This window comes from Chryseobacterium salipaludis (assembly GCF_022968825.1).
GTDB classification, from domain to species: domain Bacteria; phylum Bacteroidota; class Bacteroidia; order Flavobacteriales; family Weeksellaceae; genus Kaistella; species Kaistella salipaludis.
Genome location: NZ_JALHKS010000007.1, coordinates 74,273 through 96,306, shown reverse-complemented (window position 1 = coordinate 96,306; position 22,034 = coordinate 74,273). Strand labels below are relative to the sequence as shown.

The following is a 22,034-nucleotide window of genomic DNA, read 5'->3' as shown; positions in this document are numbered from 1 at the left end:
TACTCGTTTCCTTTTGACTCTGCAAAAATAGGCACATTATTTGAACAGGCAAGGGGTTTACTTAAATAAATACTTACCCAATGCTTAACTGGCTGATATGCTGAGAGAAGAATTTTGAGTGGTACAAATCACGAGGTCATCTTAACCCCTCGTATCGATTTATTATTGCCGGACCTTCGTGGAATTTGCGCGTAAGAATACGCTTTAATACGCTTTAAATATGCTTTAGATCCTCTTCGTAATACTATTAAAGCAAAAAAGACCCGCAGTAACAGGTCCTTCATTTCTATTATATGGTTCGCGGTGGTATTATTCGGTCCAGGTATTTATAAATATAATAACCGATAAGTCCACCGGCCATGTCTGCCACAAGGTCCAAAAACTCGAGCGAGCGCCCCCACCCCAGTTCATCCTGCAGAATTTCTGTGAGCAAACCGTAGATAGCCATGAGCTGAACAAAGTAGATCAGCTTCATCTTTGGCCAGGTTGCCATAAGCACAAACCCCAGAAAGGCAAATATGCTCAGGTGCAAAACCTTGTCGATTCCCGGAAACATAAACGGAAATTCCATGTTCTCCACGCCCGGACGCAAAAGCATATAAGTAAGAAATGCCCAATAAATGGGCAATATCTTTTTACATATGTTCCGGAATTTATCCAAGAGACGCCTGATATTCTTCTGCACTCAGCAATTCAGACGTATCTGCATCTTCCTTCATTTCAAGCTTGATGATCCAGCCCGCGCCATACGGATCAGAGTTCAGCAGTTCAGGCTGATCTTCCAGTTCCTGGTTAAACTCTGTTACGGTACCGGCCAACGGCAGGAATAAATCTGACACTGTTTTTACAGCTTCCACGCTTCCGAAAACATCTCCGGCAGCAAGTTCATCGTCCACAGAGTCTACATCTACGAAAACGATATCCCCCAATTCGCCTTGTGCAAAATCGGTAATCCCGATGGTAGCGATGTTTCCTTCAATGCGGACCCACTCATGATCCTTTGTGTACTTTAATTCGGACGGTGCATTCATTATAATTGGTTTAGTGCTTCAAAAATAATTAAAATTAATTCATTCTCAAAGTGCTGCCACATATTCCTTTCTATCCTATATATATATGTAAAGCGTATCAGCTACCTCTGAAATTATTTAGCGTGCTTTTAGTAAATTTGTAGACTATTACATATGCTGCTGTGCCTGGCAGTGGCTTTAACCTTAATTTAAATGAATATACACGATACCTTACAAAAAGCAGATACGGCCTTTAACAAGTGGAAAAAAGTTTCTTTTGAAAAAAGACAACAGCTGTTCGGCAAACTGGCTGAAGTTCTGGAGGCTCACAAGGAAGAAATGGCGAAAATCATTACCTCGGAAATGAACAAGCCAATGGCGCAAGCGGTTGCAGAAATTGAAAAGTGTGCGCTGATGACGCGCTATTACGCGGCCGCTCCCAATGTGCTTGCTCCGGAGCAAATTGAAACCGAATTTCGCCTCTCGGAAATACGATATGTTCCGAAGGGCGTTATTCTCGGCGTGATGCCCTGGAATTTCCCGTTCTGGCAGGCGCTGCGTTTTGCTGTTCCGGCGATCCTGGCCGGAAACACGGTGGTGCTGAAACACGCTTCTATCTGCTTCGGTACCGGAAACCGTATTGAAAAAGCCTTTTTGGAAGCCGGTTTTCCGGAAGGAATTTTCCAGAATATGGAGATCGGACACAAAGAAGTAAAAGAAGTCTTGGAAAACCCAATTGTACAAGGCGTAAGTTTGACAGGCAGTGAAAAAGCCGGTGCGGAAATAGCCTCCACCGCCGGACAGCAAATTAAAAAATCATTGCTGGAACTGGGCGGTAGTGATGCTTTTATTGTTTTTGCCGATGCAGAGCTCGATAAAGCCGCACAAAAAGGAGCCAACTCGCGGCTCGCAAATTGTGGCCAGGCTTGCAATGCGGCCAAGCGGTTCATTATTGAATCGGATGTGGCAGATGAATTTATATCCAAACTTAAAACAGAATTCAGCACCTACCAGCCGGCCGACCCTTACGACAAAACAACCAAGATTGCCGGGATGGCTAGAAAAGACCTGGCAGATGAACTGGAAAAACAATACCGTGAAGCGCTTGATAACGGTGCGGAAGTGATCCTGCCACTGGAAAGAATTTCAGATCTGGAGTTTAAACCCGGGTTAATTAAAGTAGCGCCCGGAAATCCCATATTAAAGGAGGAAGTGTTCGGTCCGCTCGGTCTGGTGATGACAGCTGATGATCAAGAAACCATCCTGCAGTATGCGAACGATATTCCGTTTGGGTTATCCAATTCCGTGTGGACGGCAGACAGGGAGAGACAAAATTACTTTATCGAAAACCTGGATTCAGGGACGGTGAGCGTGAACAAGAGTTCCAGTTCCGATCCGCGACTGCCTTTTGGCGGTACCAAGACTTCCGGATACGGCAGTGAACTTTCGCTGATTGCGCTGCGCGAGTTTGTGAACATTAAAACCGTAGTGGGCAATTAACATAATAAAATAAAGGCTATTTGTCTTTAACCAAAGCAAAAAGAAAGCATCAGATTCCTAAATAAACGTATGAAGAAACCCATACTGATTTTAGGTTGCTGCTGCTTTCTTTTTTCCTGTTCCACAAAGCAGCGAAAAGTCCATCATTATACCTTTAATATACATGAAGAGTCGCGTGAGAAAACTGAACTCCTTCCGGTAAGCATCGCTACGCAGGAAAATTTCGAGCAGTTGCTGCAGGAAAAGAAGCTCACTTTCGTGACGTATGGTATCATGGCGCAGGATTACACGGATTTTGAGGAGAAATACGGCATCCGGGTCAAAAGTGAAAATTGCGTGATTCCATCTGATTCCGGACCGGTGGTGGAAAATAATAGGTTAATCGCCGCCTATCTTACATCACAGTTCGGCAACGGCTGGAAGAATGATTTGCGGCTCCTTCCCTTTGGCTTAGAAAAATAACTAACCGGCAGAAACTTCGGTCTTCAGCTGGGCACGATACAATGTAGCGTAATAGCCGTTCTGGTTCAGCAACTCCTCATGTTTCCCCTGCTCCACAATCCTGCCCTGATCCATCACAATAATTTTATCCGCATTTTCGATGGTGGACAGTCGGTGCGCAATAATAATCGACGTGCGGTTTTTGGTGATTTTTTCAGTCGCGCGCTGGATCAGCTTTTCACTTTCGGGATCGATGGACGAAGTAGCTTCATCCAGAATCAGAATCTTAGGGTCCGACAAATAGGCCCTCAGGAAAGACAGGAGCTGCCGCTGTCCTAAGGAAATCGAAGAACCGCGCTCCCGAACCACATATTCATAGCCGCCCGGCAAACTTTCAATGAAATCATCCACTTCAATATCTTTCGCCACGCTGCGAATTTGTTCCAGTGTAATCTGCTCGTCGCCAAACGTCAGGTTTTCATAAATACTTCCGTGGAACAGGAACACATCCTGCAAAACCACGCCGATATGGCTGCGCAGGTTATAGAGTTCATATTCTTTAAGGTTAATGCCGTCCAGGCAAATTTCGCCGGAATTAATATCGTACAATCTTGTTATCAAACTGATAATGGTGGATTTTCCGGCACCGGTTGCACCCACAATGGCGACCGTTTCGCCGGGCTCCACCTCAAAAGAAATTCCTTTCAGCACCTCCTGCTTTTCATCATAAGCAAAATGCACGTTTTTAAATTCAATCTTTCCGTCGAAGTGTTCCTTGCTAACAGTTCCCGTATTGGACATGGCGAAATCTTCATCCATGACACCCAGCACCCTTTCGGCGCCTACGATGCCGCGCTGGATATTATTGAACCGGTCCGCGATCTGCCGCAACGGACGAATCAGCATGGAGATATACTGAATAAACGCGATGACCGCCCCGGCCTTAATGCTGATGAAACCACCGTACAGTAATATAAAACCGATAAATAAGGAAGAAATCAGCTCGACCACCGGAAAGAAAAGTGAAAAAATAAACACCGTGCGCAACAGGGCAGCTTTCAGTGTTACATTGATATCATCAAACTTTTTAAACTCCGCCTCTTGACGGTTAAACACCTGCACAATCGACATGCCCGACAAACGCTCCTGTACGAAAGAGTTCTGATTGGCCGTCCAGGTTCGTTCATCCCCAAACGCTTTCTTCAGTCTTTTCTGAAAAAAACGGGTGATCACGACCATCAGCGGCAGAATCACCAATGAGATATAACTCAGATGCACATCCACCTGAAACATCATAATAAGTACAAACACGATGCGCAATACATCGCCAAAGACCATCAGGAAACCGTCGGTATAAACGGTGGCAATGGTTTCCACATCGCCAACTGCCCGCGTTACCAACTGCCCGATCGCCGTTTTATCAAAAAAAGAAGTCCGGAAGTAAATGAGTTTCTGGTAGAGCCTTTCGCGGATGTCCCGGATCACATTCTGGGAAATATAATTGGAAAAATAAACCAGGAAAAAGTTGAGCAGCGTTTCGCCAAAAACCAAAGCAATCAGTATATAGATATGCTTCATCATCTGCTCGCGGTCGCGCAGCTGAATGATATCGGTATCCACAATCTGCATGGTGAGATACGGCCGATAGGTGGAGATTACCGAAAGCAGGATAGAAATCAGCAGCGTTACAATAAACCACGTGCGGAACTTCATGCCAATTACAAAAAGTCTTCTGATGATGTTCCAGGTCGATTGTTTCTTCATAAGTCAGTTTGATTTCCGGTACAAAAATACGGAATCTGCCGCGATACCGGCTCGCAGTGCAGACACTATGCCACAGCAGGTTTACAAATCGTAACCCACATCCACCAGGAATAGGCCCTGTGGCGGCGCCGAACCGCCGGCGGCATTGCGGTGTTTGCGCTCGATCACCGCGCGCAAATCTTCGGGCTGCATTTTACCATTCCCGATTTCCACCATCGTTCCCACAATGGCGCGAACCATGTTCCGCAGAAAACGGTCGGCACTGATGGTCAATTTCAGCAGCACACCTTCCTGCTCCCAAAAAGCTTTATAAATGGTGCAGTTGTTTGTTTTGGTGTCGGTATGCAGTTTAGCAAAACTTGTAAAATCCTGATATTCAAACAAAATTTTACACGCCTCATTCATTTTTTCGATGGACAAGGGGCGCCGCCACAGTTGCCAGGCACTGTCCTGCGTAAACGGATTTTTACGCGTCGCGATGTAGTATTCATAGGTGCGGTAGGTGGCGTCAAAGCGTGCATGCAAATCAGCGTGCACCGGAAAAATGCGCTGAATAGCAATATCAGCCGGCAAAAAACTATTGAGTTTGTAATCCAGATCTTCAGGCAGAATCGCTTCTGTGTCGAAATGAGCGAACATTTTACGCGCATGCACGCCGGTATCGGTGCGTCCCGCGCCGGTGGTTTTTATTTTTTCGCGGAGCAGCGTGGAGAGCGCTTCCTCCAGCACCTGCTGCACCGTAATTTCCCGGGGCTGCACCTGATAACCAAAATAATTTTTCCCGCTGTAGGCAAACTCAATAAAATATCTCATCACCGGCAAAATTACTGAATTTAGAGGAGCAGGAAAACAAGTCTTTTATGGCAGAACCCTCCCGCTTTCACTACTCGCTTGCCGCGCCTGCTGCTGCCGGCGCGGCAGAGCTCAAACAGGCCGTTCAATCGGGGCTAAGGCGGAAAAGAAGAATTATTTTATAGGTGTTTATTTGCTCTTTGAAAAAGAAATTTATTCAGTTTTTTGAAAGTTTTCCGAACTTTACAAAATGAAAATCCTTCTCCTTTCAGACACCCATTCCTATATCGACGACCGCATTCTGGCCTACACCGGGCAGGCAGATGAAATCTGGCACTGTGGCGATTTTGGCAATGAAACCGTGTCTGATGCGCTGGCGAAAATAAAACCATTGCGCGGCGTGTACGGCAATATCGACGGGACCGAAATACGGAAAGAGTTCCCGGAGGTTTTGTCTTTTATGTGTGAAGATGTCAGGGTGCTCATGATCCATATCGGCGGCTACCCCGGAAAATATACGCCGCTGGCGCGAACCGAAATTGCATCGCAGCAACCGAAATTATTTATCTCCGGCCATTCGCACATCCTGAAGGCGATGTACGACGAGAAGAACCAACTTCTCCATCTTAATCCCGGTGCGGCCGGAAAAGTCGGCTGGCATAAAATGCGCACCATGATGCGCTTTGAGATTAAAGGCAGTGAAATTTTAAACCTGGAAGTCATAGAATTGGGGAAGAAGTAGTCTTTGGTTCTTATTATCTTCAGTAGAATATCACTTTTGTCTAAACTAAATGTCTCTTAATAAACCTTTAGCATAGAATGAAAATCGTCACCTGGAACTGCAATGGTGCGTTTAGAAAAAAGTTCGAACAATGCACCGCTTTTGATGCCGACCTTTATATTATACAGGAATGTGAAAACCCTGCCGAAAGCGCAAACTCGGAATATAAAGAGTGGGCTTCAAACTATTTATGGACAGGCGATTCAAAGCATAAGGGTATCGGCGTTTTTGCAAAAAAAGATATAGATCTGGTCCATCTGAATTGGACAAATATATTTAACGGTCATCAGGTTAAACATTTTCTGCCATGCCGCATCAACCAGCAGTTTAATTTACTCGCCGTCTGGAATCATTATAATAATTCTCCTACTTTCGGGTATATCGGACAATTATGGAAATATTTACAGCTTAACAAACATCATCTTCAAAATAGTTTGATAATAGGAGATTTCAACAGCAATAGCATTTGGGACAAGTGGGATCGCTGGTGGAATCATTCTGATGTTGTTTCAGAACTTAGTGACCTAGGCATCATCAGTCTGTATCATTCATTTTTTAAAGAAGCACAAGGTTTGGAAAGTGTGCCGACATTTTATATGAACAGACGAACTAATAAGAGTTATCATATTGATTATGCTTTCGGCAGCGAAATATTTAGTCAGACTCTGACAAAAGTAAAGATTGGAGAAACAGGAAAATGGCTTAATTTAAGTGACCATTTGCCGATTTGTTTCGAATTTGATTATGAGAAATTGTCTGGAACTGCAGGCGAATATCTTTGATACTGTATCCACTTTGGCAATAATATTACGATTCCTTTTGCATCATTAATTGTCGGATAATTCCTTCCGATACTGAAATCTTCGGAACAAATATTTTATCGACTTTGGCCAGTTCCAGAATCTGATTGTAAATAGAAAGTGCCGGCACCAATACATCTGCGCGGTCTTCCTTCAGTTGGTACTGCGTGATTCGCTCCGGCACCGACAGCGGTTTTAAATCATTATACAAGGTTTCCAGAAACGTGGCGGGAATTGCTTTTCCCTCTTTAAGTTTACTCATCGAGAACGCCTTGCCGATATTACCGCCGGACCCTACCGCCGCAATGGATTTATAAGGAGCGATCTGGGCAACCACTTCTTTTTTGAGTTTTTTCCATTCGGTTGCTTTCACAGAATCAGCCAGCATGCGGAGCGTTCCGATATTGAAGGACTGCGCATATACCTTTTTACCTTTAAAAAAAAGAGCGAGCTCGGTGGAACCGCCACCCACATCAATGAAAAGCGTTGGAATTGTTTTCCGAAGCATATTTTCAGGCAGGGAATGCATCATCAGTTCTGCTTCTTCCTGCCCGGAAATAATTTCTATTTCCACGCCTGCTTTTTCGGAAACCATTTGGGTGATTTCTTCTCCGTTCGCCGCATCACGGAGCGCACTGGTAGCACATGCCCGGAAACGCTCCACCTCATGCAATTGAATTAGCCTTTTAAAAACGTCCAGCGTATCCGCCAGCAGGACGGCTTTTTCAATACTAATGGCACCCGTTGTGAAAACATCCAGTCCAAGCCGTACCGGTACCCGCAACTGATTAATTCTTTGCAGCTGGACACAGCCTGATGCGTCTGTGTGAACTTCACAAATCAATAAACGCGCGGCATTACTGCCTACATCAATGGCGGCTAGTCTCAAGGATTTTTTTATTTTAAAATTGAGTACTCCTTATAAGTAAGAAGCATCAAACGAGAACGGCAACAAATCACGAATGGATTTTGTTTTATAAATCGCGCCACCCAGCGAGGCAAAGTAAATTTCAATCTCAGAGTCCTGTTTTGCTTCATACTCCAGAATAGACTGGCGGCAGGCTCCGCAAGGGGGAATCGGCGTAGACGCTGTGGCTTCACGCGGCGCGCCGATAACGAAAAGTTTTTTAATAGCAACACCGGGATAATTGGCACCAATCCAGAAGATAGCGGTACGTTCGGCACATAAACCAGATGGATACGCCGCATTTTCCTGGTTACTGCCGGTAACGATTTCGCCGTTTTCCAGCAGTGCGGCACAGCCTACCGTGAAGTTGGAATACGGAGCATAGGCCAGCTCGCGTACTTCATGTGCTTTATCGAAAAGCAGTTTTTCCGTTTCATCTAAGTTCTCGTAAGCGGCAATCGCCTGATAACTGATTTTGATTTCTTTTTCCATTGGTAAAAATCGGAGGGTAAAGGTAATTCTTTTTCGCCGAACTGCCGCATCGATGGGAGGTATTGGGTTCGGTTGCGACCTGCTCTGCCGAAAGTTATCTTTTCATAAAACAGGTAAAGAAACAGATTTTGTAAATTTGAGCTAAAATCAATTTTAAAATTTATGATATTATATACGCCTATTCAGTTTCGTAATCTTGAACTCCCCAACCGATGGGTGATGTCGCCGATGTGTATGTATTCCAGCACGGAGGGTATGGTGGATGATTTCCATCTGGTGCATTACGGCAGCCGGGCGCAAGGCGGCGCGGGACTTATCATCACCGAAGCAACGGCCGTCGTGCCGGAAGGGAGGATTACCCACCGCTGCGCCGGCATCTGGAATGATGAACAACGCGATGCGTGGCGGAAGGTAACCGATTTTATACATATGTACTCCGGCTCTAAAACCGGAATTCAGCTGGCGCATGCCGGCCGCAAGGCATCTACCTGGAATGGTGTCCAGCTGCCGGAAGAGGAAGGCTGGACTACCGTTGCGCCCTCTCCTGTTCCGTATGCCGAAGGAGAAAGGCCGCCGCATGAACTGACCGCCGAAGAAATTCAGCAACTGGTACAGGATTTCCGATTAGCCGCAAGACGCGCTGTGGAAGCCGGTTTCGATGTGATTGAAATTCATGCCGCACACGGTTACTTAATTCATGAGTTTTTGTCGCCGCTCTCCAATGTCCGCACCGATGAATATGGCGGAAGTTTTGAGAACCGGGTGAGGTTCCTGTTGGAAATCGTGGGTGCGGTGAACCAGGAACTGGATGAAAATCATCCCCTGTTCGTGCGTATTTCCGGCACTGAATATGCGAACGGCGGCTGGGATATCGAGGAAAGTGTCGCCCTGAGCAGACTGCTGAAAGAACATCAGTGCGACCTGGTGGATGTGTCCAGCGGTGGCAATATTCAGGGCGCGCGCATCAGTTTGTTTGATGGTTATCAGGTTCCGCTGGCAGCAGCGGTGTGCAAAAAAGCGGATATGGCCAGCGGCGCGGTTGGCCTCATTAAAACTGCCGGACAGGCGGAAGAGATTTTGCAAAACGGCGAGGCCGATCTCATTTTCATCGGGCGCGAACTGCTGCGCAATCCGTATTTGCCGGTGGACAGTTCTTTTACACATCATCAGGATTGTGCTTTTCCGGAACAATACGAGCGAGGTAAGCCGCAGCCGGCTAAAACGGGTAAATAGCACGATAATCCTTTATTGCATCACAAATAAACCACCATATCAACTATTTAAATAGACAAGCAGTTGGAAATTTCAAACGCTGACCTTGACAGTTACCGAGCGAAACTTACAACTGCCCACTCCGGCTGAAGCAAAAATCCGTATAGAAATTAAATGGTAATTTAACAACCGTTTTACGCTGCGGCGATGAAACGGTTGTTTATTTTTTAGAGATGAAAAAAGTATTGTTATCACTACTCCTATCCCTGGTGTGTAGGGTGCAGGCTCAGGATCTGGGCGCCTATCAGTTTTATAATAAAAAAGGACTCGCAACAACGGTTGCCAAAGCAGCACAAGATTTATCAGCTTATGATGTGGTTCTGTTTGGTGAAATGCACAATAATTCCATCAATCATTGGCTGCAGCTGAAACTGACAGAAGCGATCTATCAGCATAAAAAACAGAAAGTTATACTGGGCGCGGAAATGTTTGAGCGGGATAATCAAAAAGGATTAGATCAATATCTGGCCGGTACGCTGACGGCAAAGCAGCTCAAGGATTCTGTGCGGTTGTGGAATAATTTCGGGACGGATTATAAACCGCTGCTGGATTTCGCGCGCGACCATCAGTTGCCGTTTGTAGCGACCAATATTCCGCGGCGCTATGCTACACAGGTAGCAAAAGAAACCATCAGCTCTTTAGACAAACTCCCAGCAGCAGACCGGCAGTGGATTGCCAGACTGCCCATCATCGTGAGTCTGGAAACGCCGGGCTATCCGGAGATGAAAACGCTGATGGGCGACCACGCGAGCAACCTGCAGATTATGAATTTTATTTCCGCGCAGGCAGTGAAGGATGCAACGATGGCAGAATCTATTTTGCGTGCCCGAAAACACGAAACCGTTTTTATTCATTACAACGGAAATTACCACAGTAAAGAATACGGCGGAATTTACTGGTATTTAAAGAAAGCAGATCCAAATCTGAAAGTTGCTGTGATTACAGTTTTCGAATCTGAAGAAGAAAAACTCCCTCTGCCAGCAGACAAAAGATTGTACACCGAGTATAACCTGGTGGTACCGGCCGACATGACCAAAACCTACGAATAAATTTAAAAATTAAAGTAAAAAACGCAGCCTTCCTGAACGCTGCGTTTTTTTTCACCATTTGTATAAATATATTTCCAAAAATTTTTATCGGGAAAGCTGACTCATCACTGCCGGATGTCGGTTGAACAGAAACTCGTGCCAGGCAGCGGGTGAAAAATAAGAAGAGCAATGCTTTATAAAAGTAACCTGCACAGGATGGCCATCCATCGTGAAAGAACCGGTGAGTGGCAAGACCTCCTGAATTTTTGAGGCATATTCATACTTAAAATCTGAAACACCCGGTGTTATTTTTAAATTGCCAAAACCTTTTCCGGCTGTGAGGCTAAGCACAATAATATCGGTCGGTTTCAGCAGGCGAACCACTTCCGGAAAGACCTGCCAGCCGTTTTTGAAGTCCTCCGCGACCGGCACCGCTTTGCCGGCATCCTTTGTCGCCGCGCGATAATCCATCGGGCGCTGGATAAAATTATAAAAGGCAACCTTATTATAATGCGCAGAATCGGTCGGCGTGTGACTGAAAAAAGCTTTCCAGAAATTCTGAAGCAAAGTGATCGGGTACAAATTTTCAATTTCAGTTTCGCGGACTAAATTCCTGGTGAAATCAGGGTGTTGCTGGCACCGGACATCTTCTTTAAATTCTTCTTCGGTATTGCCCTGTGCGTAATGAGATTCGCCCACGACGAGTAACCGCCGCTGCTGTTCAGCAAACTCTCTTCCGACCCAGGGGAGCCAGGTGAGACCTTTTACATTTTTTAATGCTTCATCATACAATGTTGTGTTCATGTGCTTGTGTTTTTAGAATACTTATGATTTATTTCATCAAATGTATTGCGTTAGTCAGACAGAAGATGTCCGTTTTATATTAAAAATAAATACTTGCATCAACAATATTTTAACTCCCGTTGAGGAAACGCTAAAATTTATATGGATGTTTATAACGTCTATATACACAAACAACGCCCGCAGGAACGGACGTTGTAAGCTTTTCATCATTTGTGTTTGCAAACCATGCAACTATAGTTATGCTTGCGATGCAAAAATAAGAGATCATCCCCGAAAAACCTGAGTACAATTTTGTACAATTTTAATAACACAGATTTTTGTTTACATTTGCAACCCCAGAATTTTGACTTATGCCCCTGGAAATGAAAAGCCTGCAACTGCTGCGAAAGCAAGTACAGCAGCAATTTGGACGACCATTGCAATCCGCAAGGGATTGTGAAGAATTATCAGCAGAACTGGAAGAAGATTTTAAAATCACCATCAGTCCCCAGAGCATTCGCAGGTTTTTCGGTCTTATTAAATACACCGGCGGCTACTCTGTTTATACTTTGGACAGTTTGGCTCAATATTGTGGCACTGTTAATTATGCCGACTTTAAAAATAAGTTACTGCATAATGAACTCAGTTCTTTTTTTACCGAAGCTTCCGGTGATGCACCCACGCCGGATTACTGGCAGCTGAGCGAAGACCTTTGCCGCAAAATCGCCTCCTCGCCCGAACTTTTGATTACCTTACATCATGATCTGCTCTCCTACCCACTGGCAAGACAGTATTTTCTGGAGCATCACCCCATGCGCGACATGGCCGCCACGGTGTACACCCAATACTTTCATGAGTATCTGAAATATAATGATGACAACGAAGCAAAACTGTTTGCTTACGGTTTTCTTTTCATGGGTGCCTTCCTGTCTGAAAATACCGCGCTGATGGAACTTTATTTTCAGAAAGTATTTGAAACCGAACTGACCGAAGAAGTTTATGTGTTGCCAGCCGGGCGAAAATATGGCGTAATTCTGCTGTATGCAGATTATATAGGAAATGAAAAACTGTTCATGCAAACCTGGGCAGAAATGCTAACGGCCCGTGAACAATATCTGGATGCTTCCCGTCATTCCGTCTGCAGTTTTGAATCTAGCGTCCTGGAGTATTTGATTTACACGGAGCGAACCGAAGAAATGGACTTTCTGATTGCGCACAATACCGAACAGCAATACCGCGACCGCAAATTCGTTCCCCAGGAGCGAAAGCAAAGCCATGATACGGCATGGCAGATTTTATGTGCCGCCGCCGCCTGCCGAAAAAATGAGAAAGAAACCTGCCGCCAATTATTGGCAACGGTACAGCTGGACCGCCTGGACTTTGGCTGGCGCAAATATTATGAAATTCTGTACTTGTTCCTGACCATACACTGCGCGGAACCGGCCGAGCCCAAAAGATTATTTAAGCAACTGCAGCTGTTGATCCGCGACACCCATTTCAGCTGGTACCGCCATCAGCTCACCCAATTGGAATTATCCTGAATTTGTTATTTTTCATTTGTTCTATAATATAAAGGAGATGTTACCTCAAAAATCAGGAACTTTGCCCGATGAAATTTCCCGTACATGAAATTCCTTTGGTGGAGATCAAGGTAAAAGAAAACATCACCCTTTTTATCAAGCGGGAAGATCTGGTGCACCCGGCCATTTCGGGCAACAAATACTGGAAGCTTTTTTATAACATTAATAATTATCTGGCGAAACAGCCAGTAAAACCACAGCTGATCACTTTCGGCGGCGCTTATTCCAACCACATCGCGGCTACCGCTGCATTGGGAAAAGATTTGGGAATAGCAACCTTGGGAATTATCCGCGGTGAAGAGCTGGCCAACAGCTGGCAGGAGAATCCTACGCTCTTGCAGGCAGCTGAAAACGGTATGCAGTTCAGATTTATAACACGCCAGCAATACCGCAACAAATCTGCCTGTTCGACTATGTTGGAAGCAGTGTTCCCGGGCGCTTTGCTTATTCCGGAAGGTGGCAGCAATGCGGCGGCTGTGCAGGGCGTACAACATATGCTGAATAAGCAAACGGAATCTTTTGATTATCTTTGCACCGCAGTTGGAACCGGCGGCACGGCAGCAGGACTTGCGAGTTTTTGCACTGACCATCAGCAGGTTTTGGGTTTTGCAGTCGTAAAGGATTTATCCCTACCAGAAACCATTAATTCCCTGAAAACCAAAGGAACCATACAACTGCAGGAAGCACACGACGGCGGCTATGGCAAAATAACTGAAGAAAATGTGCGTTTCATAAATAACTTTCACCGGCAATACGGCATCCCGCTCGACCCGGTGTACACAGGCAAAATGATGCGTAAACTGATACTCATGATTAATGATAATTATTTTCCGCCCGGCAGCAGGATTCTGGCCTTTCATACCGGCGGTCTGCAGGGAATTCAGGGAGCAAACGAAAAACTGCGCCGCACCGGCAAACCTGAAATTAATTTCACCCACAGTGTGTGATTTCTTTTTAAAAAACCATTAATGCTTTATATCATTTAAGTTTATACATTTATGAGAAAGACATTTTTTGCTTTTGCGGTCGTGTTGTGTGCACAAATTCATGCCCAAGGCTGGAAAACTGATGCACAGTACATTCAGAAATTTGCGCAGTATGCGGTAGAAGAAATGGAAAAGTATAAAATTCCGGCTTCCATCACCCTGGCGCAGGGATTACTCGAAACAGGCGGCGGACAGAGCCGGCTGGCACAGCAGGGAAATAACCACTTTGGTATTAAATGCAAAGAAGACTGGACCGGAAAAACGATGAAGCATACTGATGATGCGCCGAATGAATGCTTCCGTGTGTATGATGATCCCAGAGAGTCATACGAAGACCACTCGAAATTTCTGGCGTTCCGGAAGTATTACACCAATCTTTTCACACTAGATTTATATGATTACCGCGGCTGGGCACACGGCCTGAAAAAAGCAGGGTATGCCACCAATCCCCGCTATGCTTATATTCTCATCGATAAGATTGAAAAGAATAAACTGTATGAATTCGATCGCACCAATTCCCGGGAAGTTCTTTTTACGGTTTTGAAAATGTATCCGGACCTGCAGAATGACCGGGTATTCATGGCAAAGCTAGACCAGAATAAAGCCTCATCGAGACCGGTAACGGTTAAGGTCCCGTATGAGCAAACCTCGTATGCGCGCCAACAGCACAAAGTGGATAAAATGGTGACCCGCGCGGAAACACTGCAAACTATTTTAATTAAAAGCCACCCGAATGGCGGAAAGAAATTTGTGGTGATTCCCAATACCGTAGCCTTGGGAGACATCTCAAAAAAGTACGGTATTCCTGAAAGCAGACTAATCAAATGGAATGAACTGAGCAGCGACCAACTGCAGCGCAATGATATCCTATTCCTGGAAGCCAAAGCCTCAACGGGAAATACACCCACGTACCGGGCGCAAGCCGGCGAAAACATGCATGACATCGCACAAAAATTTGGCATCAAGCTCAGTAAATTATATTCTAAAAACAGAATGTCAGCCGGGCAACAACCTATTGCAGGGCAGGTAATCTATCTGCAGGGACGGAAGCCACGCGGGTAATTGCCTGCGCATTTTTCTTTACTAAAATCAATAAGCGATAGGTCGGTTCGCTTGCCAATGGCTGTCTTTAAATATTTAAACCAACATGTTATATCAAAGAAGTTCCGCACTGTTCGACGAAGCCAAGCGCTACATTCCCGGCGGTGTAAACTCCCCGGTTCGGGCTTTTAAATCCGTAGGCGGTGTCCCGGTGTTTATGAAATCAGCCAAGGGCGCGTACCTGACGGACGCTGATGACCGAACGTATATCGATTATATCAATTCCTGGGGCCCGGCCATCGTGGGGCACACCCATCCCGACGTGCTCGCTGCGCTGCAGAAACAGGCGGAGAGCGGTTTTACCTTTGGCGCACCTACCGAATTGGAAACCGAAATCGCCAAGTTTATCGTTGAAAATGTACCGAACATCGACCAGATCCGAATGGTATCATCCGGCACGGAAGCGTGCATGAGTGCCATCCGGCTGGCGCGCGGATTTACAGGCCGCGAGAAGTTTATTAAGTTTGAAGGCTGTTACCACGGGCACTCCGATTCATTTTTAATCAAAGCCGGCAGCGGTGCGGCCACCTTTGGAAACCCGAACTCTCCGGGTGTGACGACCGGCACAGCGAAAGACACCTTGCTGGCGCGTTACAATGACATCGATCAGGTGGAAGATCTTTTCCGCCACAATGAAGGGCAAATCGCTGCCATTATCATAGAACCGGTTGCCGGAAATATGGGTTGCGTACTGCCGGAAAATAATTTTCTGCAAAAACTGCGCACGCTGTGTGATCAGCATGGCGCGCTTTTAATTTTTGATGAAGTGATGACGGGTTTCCGTCTGGCTTTTGGTGGTGCGCAGGAAATATTCAATGTTAAAGCGGATATCGTGACCTTCGGCAAAGTGATTGGCGGCGGTTTGCCGGTGGGAGCTTTTGCGGCGCGAAATGAAATCATGGACCATCTGGCACCCAAAGGTGCGGTCTATCAGGCCGGAACGCTGAGTGGCAATCCATTGGCAATGCGTGCCGGACTGACCACTTTGCAACTCATTAAAAACGACCCTGATTTCTACAACAGATTGCACAAAACCACCGAAACGCTGGATTTTGAAATTGGCAAAATTCTGAATGAAAAATCTATTGAACACCGCATCAACCGCAAAGGTTCGATGATGAGCATCTTTTTTCACATTCATGCGGTTTCCAATTTTGACGAAGCAGCAGCGGCAAATCATGCATTGTTTAATAACTTCTTCCATCAGTTGCTTGCCGAGGGTGTGTATCTGCCACCAAGTGGGTATGAAACCTGGTTCATCTCGGACGCCATCCGTGATACGGAGATTGACCGTACGCTGGAAGCCATTCGAAAGTTTGAATATTCTTAAAAATACAGAGCAACGCAGGTTGCTCTTTTTTTATCTCGGGAAACTCCGTTTTAATCTTTATAGAAACATTTGCGCAGCAGCGGTAATGTTTCTATATTCGTTTTCACACAAACCTTAAAAATTAACACAAATGAAAGTCACGCGCCGCGACGTAATCGCTTTTTGTATCGGAATGCTTACCCTTCTTGCTATTGAATCTGTGGTTAACTGGAAAAGCAGTGTTACAGCTTTTCAGAAGGGGTATAACGAAGCATTTCTTGAAAGATAAAAGCTGACTCACTGTCAGCTTTCCTCCAATTCTACCCTTCCACCTGCGTCGCCAGAAACTCCCATTCTTCCAGGGCGAGTTCCAGGTCAATTTTTTGGGAGTTGTATTTTTCGAGTGTTTCTTCAGAGGGATTCTGTTTGGTGAAACTGGTTTCCATTTCCTGAATTTTGGCTTCCAGATCAGAGATTTTTTCTTCTACCTTTTTGATTTTGTTCTGCAGGTTTTTCTGTTCCTTGCTCACGAAACCGGTTTTCTTTTCTTCCGTAACCGGCGTCGTCTTTACTTCTTGTTCCGGAGTTTCGCCACGCATTTCCTGCAGCTTAGATTTCTCCGCAGAGATTTCCCGGATGCTTTCCTTTTGGCGGAATTCCAGATATTCATTTATGTCACCTAGAAACTCTTTCATGCGGCCATCCCGGAACTCGAAGATCTTATCAGACAATCCCTGCAAAAATTCCCGGTCGTGCGAAATCACAATCAGTGTCCCCTCAAATTTCTGCAGGGCCAGTTTAATGATTTCTTTAGACTGAATATCGAGGTGGTTCGTGGGTTCGTCCATAATCAGCGTGTTGAACGGGCGGAGCAAAAGTTTACATAAGGCCAGCCGGTTTCTTTCTCCTCCGGAAAGCACTTTCGTTTTCTTCTGTACATCCTCTCCCTGAAACAGAAAACTTCCCAACAGGTCGCGCACACGCGGACGGGTTTCTTCGGTCGCGGCATCTTCGGCTTCTTCCAAAACCGTTTTATTCGGCGTGAGCACCTCTTCCTGATTCTGTGCGAAGTAACCGATGTTCACATTATGCCCCAGATTCCATTCGCCGGTATAATCTTTAATTTCGCCGGAAAGAATTTTCGCCAACGTTGTTTTCCCCTGCCCGTTCTGGCCAAGCAAAGCGATGCGCTCGCCCCGCTGCACGTAAAAATCAACCTTGTCAAAAACCTGCTTGTTGCCATAGGCTTTACCCAGATTTTTCGCTTCAAATACAACTTTGCCGGGCACAACTGATTGTACAAAACGAATATTGAACTTGGATACATCCTCATTATCAATCTCGATGCGCTCGATTTTTTCCAGCTTTTTAATAAGCGATTGCGCGAAGGAAGCTTTTGTAGCTGAAGCCCGGAAGCGATTGATGTTGTCTTCCATCTGCTTGATTTCCGCATCCTGGTTTTTCTTGGCCTGCGTTAGTTTCTCCTTGCGTTCTTTGCTCAGCTCCAGATATTTGGTATAGTTGGCTTTATAATCATCAACTTTTCGGTTGTTAATATCGAAAGTACGGTTGCACACCGAGGTCATAAATTGCTTATCGTGGCTCACCAGGACAATGGCGCCGGGATACTCTTTCAGGAAACTTTCCAGCCAGATAATGGATTCCATATCGAGGTGGTTGGTCGGCTCATCCAGCAGCATCAGGTCGTTTTTCTGCAAGAGCAGTTTGGCCAATTCAATGCGCATGCGCCAGCCGCCGGAGAATTCGTCGGTGATTTTATGAAAATCGTCTGCTTTAAAACCTAAGCCCAACAGTACTTTCTCCACATCACCTTCCAGGTTATAGGCATCGTGGTGCATCAGCAAATCGTTGAGTTCCGTCATGCGGTGAATGAGGTTCTCGTAGTAATCGCTTTCATAATCGGTGCGCGTTGCCAGCTCGTGATTTACTTGGTCCAGTTCGGTCTTCATCGCATTAATCTGTTCGAAAGCCTGCAGCGTTTCATTCCAGACGGTGCGTCCTTTCACGAAATCGAGGTCCTGCTTCAGAAAGCCGATGGTTACGTTTCCTTCGGGTACAATGTTTCCTTCATAAAAGTTGATCTCACCGGAAATCATTTTCAACAAAGTAGATTTACCGGCACCGTTTTTCCCCACGAGGCCGATTTTATCATCTCTTTTGATGGTGAAATTTACATTTTGAAAAAGATAGTTGCCTGAATGATGCAGGCCAAGACCCTGGACGGAAATCATAATATGGTATGCTTGTAAAGATGCGAATTTTCGAGCGGCAAAAATACGCAAACTAAATGGAAAAAGTTGGCCGTATTGCAGTTAGCCAGAATAAGGGCAAAAAAAAGAACCCATCATGACTGATGGATTCTAAAAACACAAATGATGAAAAAAAATTTATTCTTCGCTTTCGCAAGCATTAGAACACTGCAAATATTGACTTATTTTTTGGAAAAACAAAATATTAAATGTTAATCTTTAAATTAAAATGCATCGCATAACATTGCCAGGTGTTTAAACAGAAATCCGCATTCCTCAATCTTTCTTAAACAACCATTTAAAGTTATATTATTCAGAGCACAGTTAAAAAAAGGAGACTTTTGTCGGAATGAATGTTTTAGTGTCCGGCAGAAGGTAATTTCCAATGTGAAAAGTATTTAGATACATCACTTTAGAGGCAAATCTGCAGAGAATGGAATACTTCAATTGCTACGGCAGATAACATTATTAAATTGTTCGATCAATAAATATTTTAGCTGTAAGCTTAACACCCTGTGCTGACTTAATTCTTTACAAAAAACGTCCGGATATTTCCGGACGTTCAAATAGTAATTTATAATTCAGTTGGCCGGAAGACCAGTCCTGACTCAGGGAAGTAATCCAATGTAATGCGGTCGCCGTCATTTACCTTTCCGGCTAAGATTTCTTTGGACAAACGATTGAGCACTTCCTGCTGCAGCACGCGTTTCAGTGGCCGTGCACCGAAAGTAGGATCATATCCTTTATCGGTGATGTACTGTATTGCATCTTCTGTGGCGGTCATAATAATACCGCGTTTCTCCAGCATCGTGTTGAAACCGCGCAGCTGATACTGCACTATTTTACCAATCTCTTTTTTGTTTAATGGCTTGAAGAGCACCGTTTCATCGATTCTGTTCAGGAACTCCGGCCTCAGGGTTTGTTTCAGCAGACCAAAAACTTCTTCCTTGGTTTTCGCCACAATCTCCTCCACATTATCATCTGTAATCTGTTCAAAATTTTCCTGAATCAGATGCGACCCAAGATTTGAAGTCATAATGATAATAGAGTTTTTAAAGTTCACAACCCGTCCTTTATTATCAGTCAGCCTGCCATCATCCAAAACCTGCAGTAAGGTATTGAAGACATCGGGGTGCGCTTTTTCAATCTCATCCAGCAGCACTACCGAATACGGACGACGGCGCACGGCTTCCGTTAATTGCCCGCCTTCATCATAACCCACATATCCCGGAGGCGCTCCAACCAGACGCGAAACCGCATGCCTTTCCTGATATTCACTCATATCAATCCGCGTCATATTATTTTCATCATCGAAGAGGAATTCAGCCAGTGCTTTGGCCAACTCTGTTTTCCCCACACCGGTCGTTCCCAGAAACAGGAAACTTCCGATAGGCCGCTTTTCATCATTCAGACCTGCGCGGTTCCGGCGAATAGCATCTGCCACGGATTCAATTGCTTCGTGCTGACCCACCACCCGGCGGTGCAGTTCATCTTCCAGACTGAGTAATTTTTCGCGTTCCGACTGCAATAATTTAGTAACCGGAATTCCTGTCCATTTGGAGATGACTTCCGAAATATTTTCCGCCGTAACTTCTTCTTTGATCAGCTCATTCTGGTGGTTCTGCATTTCCAGTTCGAGTGTCTGCAGCGCATCTTCTTTTTCCTTAATCTTGCCGTACTGGATTTCGGCCACACGTGCATAATCGCCCGCTCTCGAGGCGCGTTCTGCTTCCAGTTTCAGGGCTTCAATTTCTTTCTTGATGGCCGTCAGGTCTTCAGACTTTTGTTTTTCCTTCAGCCATTTGGCATTAATCTCATTTCGCTGTTCCGATATTTTCGCAATATCTTCCTTCAGATGGTTCACCTTCAGATCATTACCTTCACGGGAAATAGCCGCCAGTTCAATTTCCATCTGCATGAGCCGCCGGTCCAATACATCCAGTTCCTCGGGCTTGGAATTTATTTCCATGCGCAGTTTAGCAGAGGCTTCATCAATCAGGTCAATCGCCTTATCCGGCAGGAAACGGTCAGAGATATAGCGCTGCGATTGTTCCACTGCGGCGATAATGGCTTCGTCTTTAATACGGACCTTATGATGTGCTTCATATTTATCCTTAATACCACGAAGGATCGAAATGGCCGACTCGGTATCAGGTTCTTCCACCATCACCTTCTGGAAACGGCGTTCCAGCGCTTTATCTTTTTCAAAGTATTTTTGATATTCATTCAGGGTGGTCGCACCAATGGCCCGCAGTTCCCCACGCGCCAGGGCAGGCTTCAGAATGTTGGCTGCGTCCATTGCGCCCTCTCCGCCACCGGCTCCCACGAGGGTGTGAATTTCATCGATGAAAAGGATAATTTGCCCTTCCGACTGAATTACTTCATTCACCACGGATTTCAGGCGCTCTTCAAATTCACCTTTGTATTTGGCACCGGCAATCAGCGCACCCATATCAAGTGAATACAGGGTCTTATCCATCAGGTTTTCGGGCACATCGCCGGAAATAATACGGTGCGCAATCCCTTCAGCAATGGCTGTTTTACCCACGCCCGGCTCACCGATGAGTATCGGATTATTTTTGGTTCGGCGGGAAAGAATCTGCAGCACGCGGCGGATTTCCTCATCACGCCCGATCACCGGATCCAGTTTGCCTTCTGCCGCGAGCTCATTAAAGTTTTTAGCGTATTTGTTCAGGCTCTGGTATGTTTCTTCAGAACTTGCCGAGGTTGCTTTGGAACCTTTTCTAAGTTCTTTAATAGCAGTTTCCAATGCATTTTTAGTTACGCCCAGATCTTTCAGCAAGGTGGAAACATCGGAGTTTACTTCAAACAAAGCCAGCCAAAGATGCTCGATGGTTACAAAGTCATCGCCCATTTTCTTGGCGATATTGGGAGCTTCCAGCAGCACACGGTTCGCCGGTTGCGAGAGATAAATATTTCCACCTTCCACTTTGGAAAGTTTTTCAATCTGCTCGCGGTTGCGCTCCCGCACGAGCGTGAGTTCTGCTTCCGATTTCTTTAATAAAAATTCAGAAATGTTTTCATCTACCTGAAAAATTCCCTCCAGCAAATGCTGAGGTTCTATACTTTGGTTGCCAAATTCCAGCGCAATCTGCTGTGCTTTCTGGATGGCTTCCTGTGATTTTACCGTAAATTGATTTAAGTTCATATTGATTTTATGTTTTTTGGCAGTTGTACCTTAAAGAGTTCAAAACAAC

20 protein-coding genes are annotated in these 22,034 nt (G+C 45.4%); 11 read left to right on the top strand and 9 right to left on the bottom strand.

The annotated features are described in order from the left end of the window. Window positions 1-289: 289 nt before the first annotated feature. Window positions 290-598: a VanZ family protein gene (locus MVI27_RS11270; RefSeq protein WP_246961888.1), complete on the bottom strand. Its 309-nt coding sequence runs from the start codon at window positions 596-598 to the stop codon at window positions 290-292. A 55-nt stretch (window positions 599-653) separates the two neighbouring features. Next, window positions 654-1,031 (bottom strand): glycine cleavage system protein GcvH, encoded by a 378-nt coding sequence (gene gcvH / locus MVI27_RS11265; RefSeq protein WP_246961886.1) that lies wholly within the window; start codon window positions 1,029-1,031, stop codon window positions 654-656. Between the two features lie 192 nt (window positions 1,032-1,223). On the opposite strand from gcvH, the gene MVI27_RS11260 reads away from it, so the two are divergent. After that, window positions 1,224-2,510, top strand: a complete 1,287-nt coding sequence (locus tag MVI27_RS11260) for an aldehyde dehydrogenase family protein (protein WP_246961883.1) — start codon at window positions 1,224-1,226, stop codon at window positions 2,508-2,510. Window positions 2,511-2,579: 69 nt separating this feature from the next. After that, window positions 2,580-2,972: an FEKKY domain-containing protein gene (locus MVI27_RS11255; RefSeq protein ID WP_246961880.1), complete on the top strand. Its 393-nt coding sequence runs from the start codon at window positions 2,580-2,582 to the stop codon at window positions 2,970-2,972. On the opposite strand, the gene MVI27_RS11250 is transcribed toward MVI27_RS11255, so the two are convergent. Further along, window positions 2,973-4,715: an ABC transporter ATP-binding protein gene (locus tag MVI27_RS11250; protein WP_246961877.1), complete on the bottom strand. Its 1,743-nt coding sequence runs from the start codon at window positions 4,713-4,715 to the stop codon at window positions 2,973-2,975. Window positions 4,716-4,796: 81 nt separating this feature from the next. Further along, entirely contained in the window at window positions 4,797-5,528 is a 732-nt protein-coding gene (gene truA, locus MVI27_RS11245) for a tRNA pseudouridine(38-40) synthase TruA (RefSeq protein ID WP_246961874.1), read from the bottom strand. Between the two features lie 229 nt (window positions 5,529-5,757). On the opposite strand from truA, the gene MVI27_RS11240 reads away from it, so the two are divergent. Next, a complete protein-coding gene (locus tag MVI27_RS11240) occupies window positions 5,758-6,249 on the top strand; it encodes a metallophosphoesterase family protein (protein WP_246961870.1) in 492 nt (163 codons plus the stop codon). Between the two features lie 77 nt (window positions 6,250-6,326). Then, window positions 6,327-7,070 (top strand): endonuclease/exonuclease/phosphatase family protein, encoded by a 744-nt coding sequence (locus MVI27_RS11235; protein ID WP_246961867.1) that lies wholly within the window; start codon window positions 6,327-6,329, stop codon window positions 7,068-7,070. A 25-nt stretch (window positions 7,071-7,095) separates the two neighbouring features. Here MVI27_RS11235 and MVI27_RS11230 read toward each other — a convergent pair whose 3' ends face one another. Continuing rightward, window positions 7,096-7,977: a Ppx/GppA phosphatase family protein gene (locus MVI27_RS11230; protein WP_246961864.1), complete on the bottom strand. Its 882-nt coding sequence runs from the start codon at window positions 7,975-7,977 to the stop codon at window positions 7,096-7,098. A 30-nt stretch (window positions 7,978-8,007) separates the two neighbouring features. Then, a complete protein-coding gene (cdd, locus tag MVI27_RS11225; RefSeq protein WP_246961861.1) occupies window positions 8,008-8,487 on the bottom strand; it encodes a cytidine deaminase in 480 nt (159 codons plus the stop codon). A 165-nt stretch (window positions 8,488-8,652) separates the two neighbouring features. Here cdd and MVI27_RS11220 point away from each other — a divergent pair, with 165 nt between their 5' ends. Together MVI27_RS11220 and MVI27_RS11215 are read left to right on the top strand one after the other, a co-directional pair. Continuing rightward, window positions 8,653-9,720: an NADH:flavin oxidoreductase/NADH oxidase gene (locus MVI27_RS11220; RefSeq protein ID WP_246961893.1), complete on the top strand. Its 1,068-nt coding sequence runs from the start codon at window positions 8,653-8,655 to the stop codon at window positions 9,718-9,720. A gap of 212 nt (window positions 9,721-9,932) precedes the next feature. Next, complete coding sequence (locus MVI27_RS11215) at window positions 9,933-10,808, top strand: ChaN family lipoprotein (RefSeq protein WP_246961858.1); 876 nt, start codon at window positions 9,933-9,935, stop codon at window positions 10,806-10,808. Window positions 10,809-10,892: 84 nt separating this feature from the next. Here MVI27_RS11215 and MVI27_RS11210 read toward each other — a convergent pair whose 3' ends face one another. Then, entirely contained in the window at window positions 10,893-11,591 is a 699-nt protein-coding gene (locus MVI27_RS11210; RefSeq protein ID WP_246961855.1) for a hypothetical protein, read from the bottom strand. A 350-nt stretch (window positions 11,592-11,941) separates the two neighbouring features. Here MVI27_RS11210 and MVI27_RS11205 point away from each other — a divergent pair, with 350 nt between their 5' ends. The 5 genes from MVI27_RS11205 (at window position 11,942) to MVI27_RS11185 (ending at window position 16,835) form a co-directional block, all read left to right on the top strand. After that, window positions 11,942-13,111, top strand: coding sequence for a hypothetical protein (locus MVI27_RS11205; protein ID WP_246961853.1), 1,170 nt, complete (start codon window positions 11,942-11,944; stop codon window positions 13,109-13,111). A 68-nt stretch (window positions 13,112-13,179) separates the two neighbouring features. Next, window positions 13,180-14,097 carry a 1-aminocyclopropane-1-carboxylate deaminase/D-cysteine desulfhydrase gene (locus tag MVI27_RS11200; protein WP_246961850.1) on the top strand — a complete coding sequence of 306 codons (918 nt, stop codon included), beginning with the start codon at window positions 13,180-13,182 and terminating at the stop codon, window positions 14,095-14,097. A 51-nt stretch (window positions 14,098-14,148) separates the two neighbouring features. Next, window positions 14,149-15,198, top strand: coding sequence for a glucosaminidase domain-containing protein (locus MVI27_RS11195; RefSeq protein ID WP_246961847.1), 1,050 nt, complete (start codon window positions 14,149-14,151; stop codon window positions 15,196-15,198). Window positions 15,199-15,283: 85 nt separating this feature from the next. Then, window positions 15,284-16,567 (top strand): glutamate-1-semialdehyde 2,1-aminomutase, encoded by a 1,284-nt coding sequence (gene hemL / locus MVI27_RS11190; protein ID WP_246961844.1) that lies wholly within the window; start codon window positions 15,284-15,286, stop codon window positions 16,565-16,567. A 130-nt stretch (window positions 16,568-16,697) separates the two neighbouring features. After that, a complete protein-coding gene (locus MVI27_RS11185) occupies window positions 16,698-16,835 on the top strand; it encodes a hypothetical protein (protein ID WP_246961841.1) in 138 nt (45 codons plus the stop codon). Between the two features lie 31 nt (window positions 16,836-16,866). Here MVI27_RS11185 and MVI27_RS11180 read toward each other — a convergent pair whose 3' ends face one another. Both MVI27_RS11180 and clpB read right to left on the bottom strand, forming a co-directional pair. Then, a complete protein-coding gene (locus MVI27_RS11180) occupies window positions 16,867-18,798 on the bottom strand; it encodes an ABC-F family ATP-binding cassette domain-containing protein (RefSeq protein ID WP_246961838.1) in 1,932 nt (643 codons plus the stop codon). A gap of 592 nt (window positions 18,799-19,390) precedes the next feature. Next, on the bottom strand, window positions 19,391-21,985 hold the full coding sequence (clpB, locus tag MVI27_RS11175) for an ATP-dependent chaperone ClpB (RefSeq protein WP_246961835.1): 2,595 nt from the start codon (window positions 21,983-21,985) through the stop codon (window positions 19,391-19,393). Window positions 21,986-22,034: the final 49 nt, after the last annotated feature.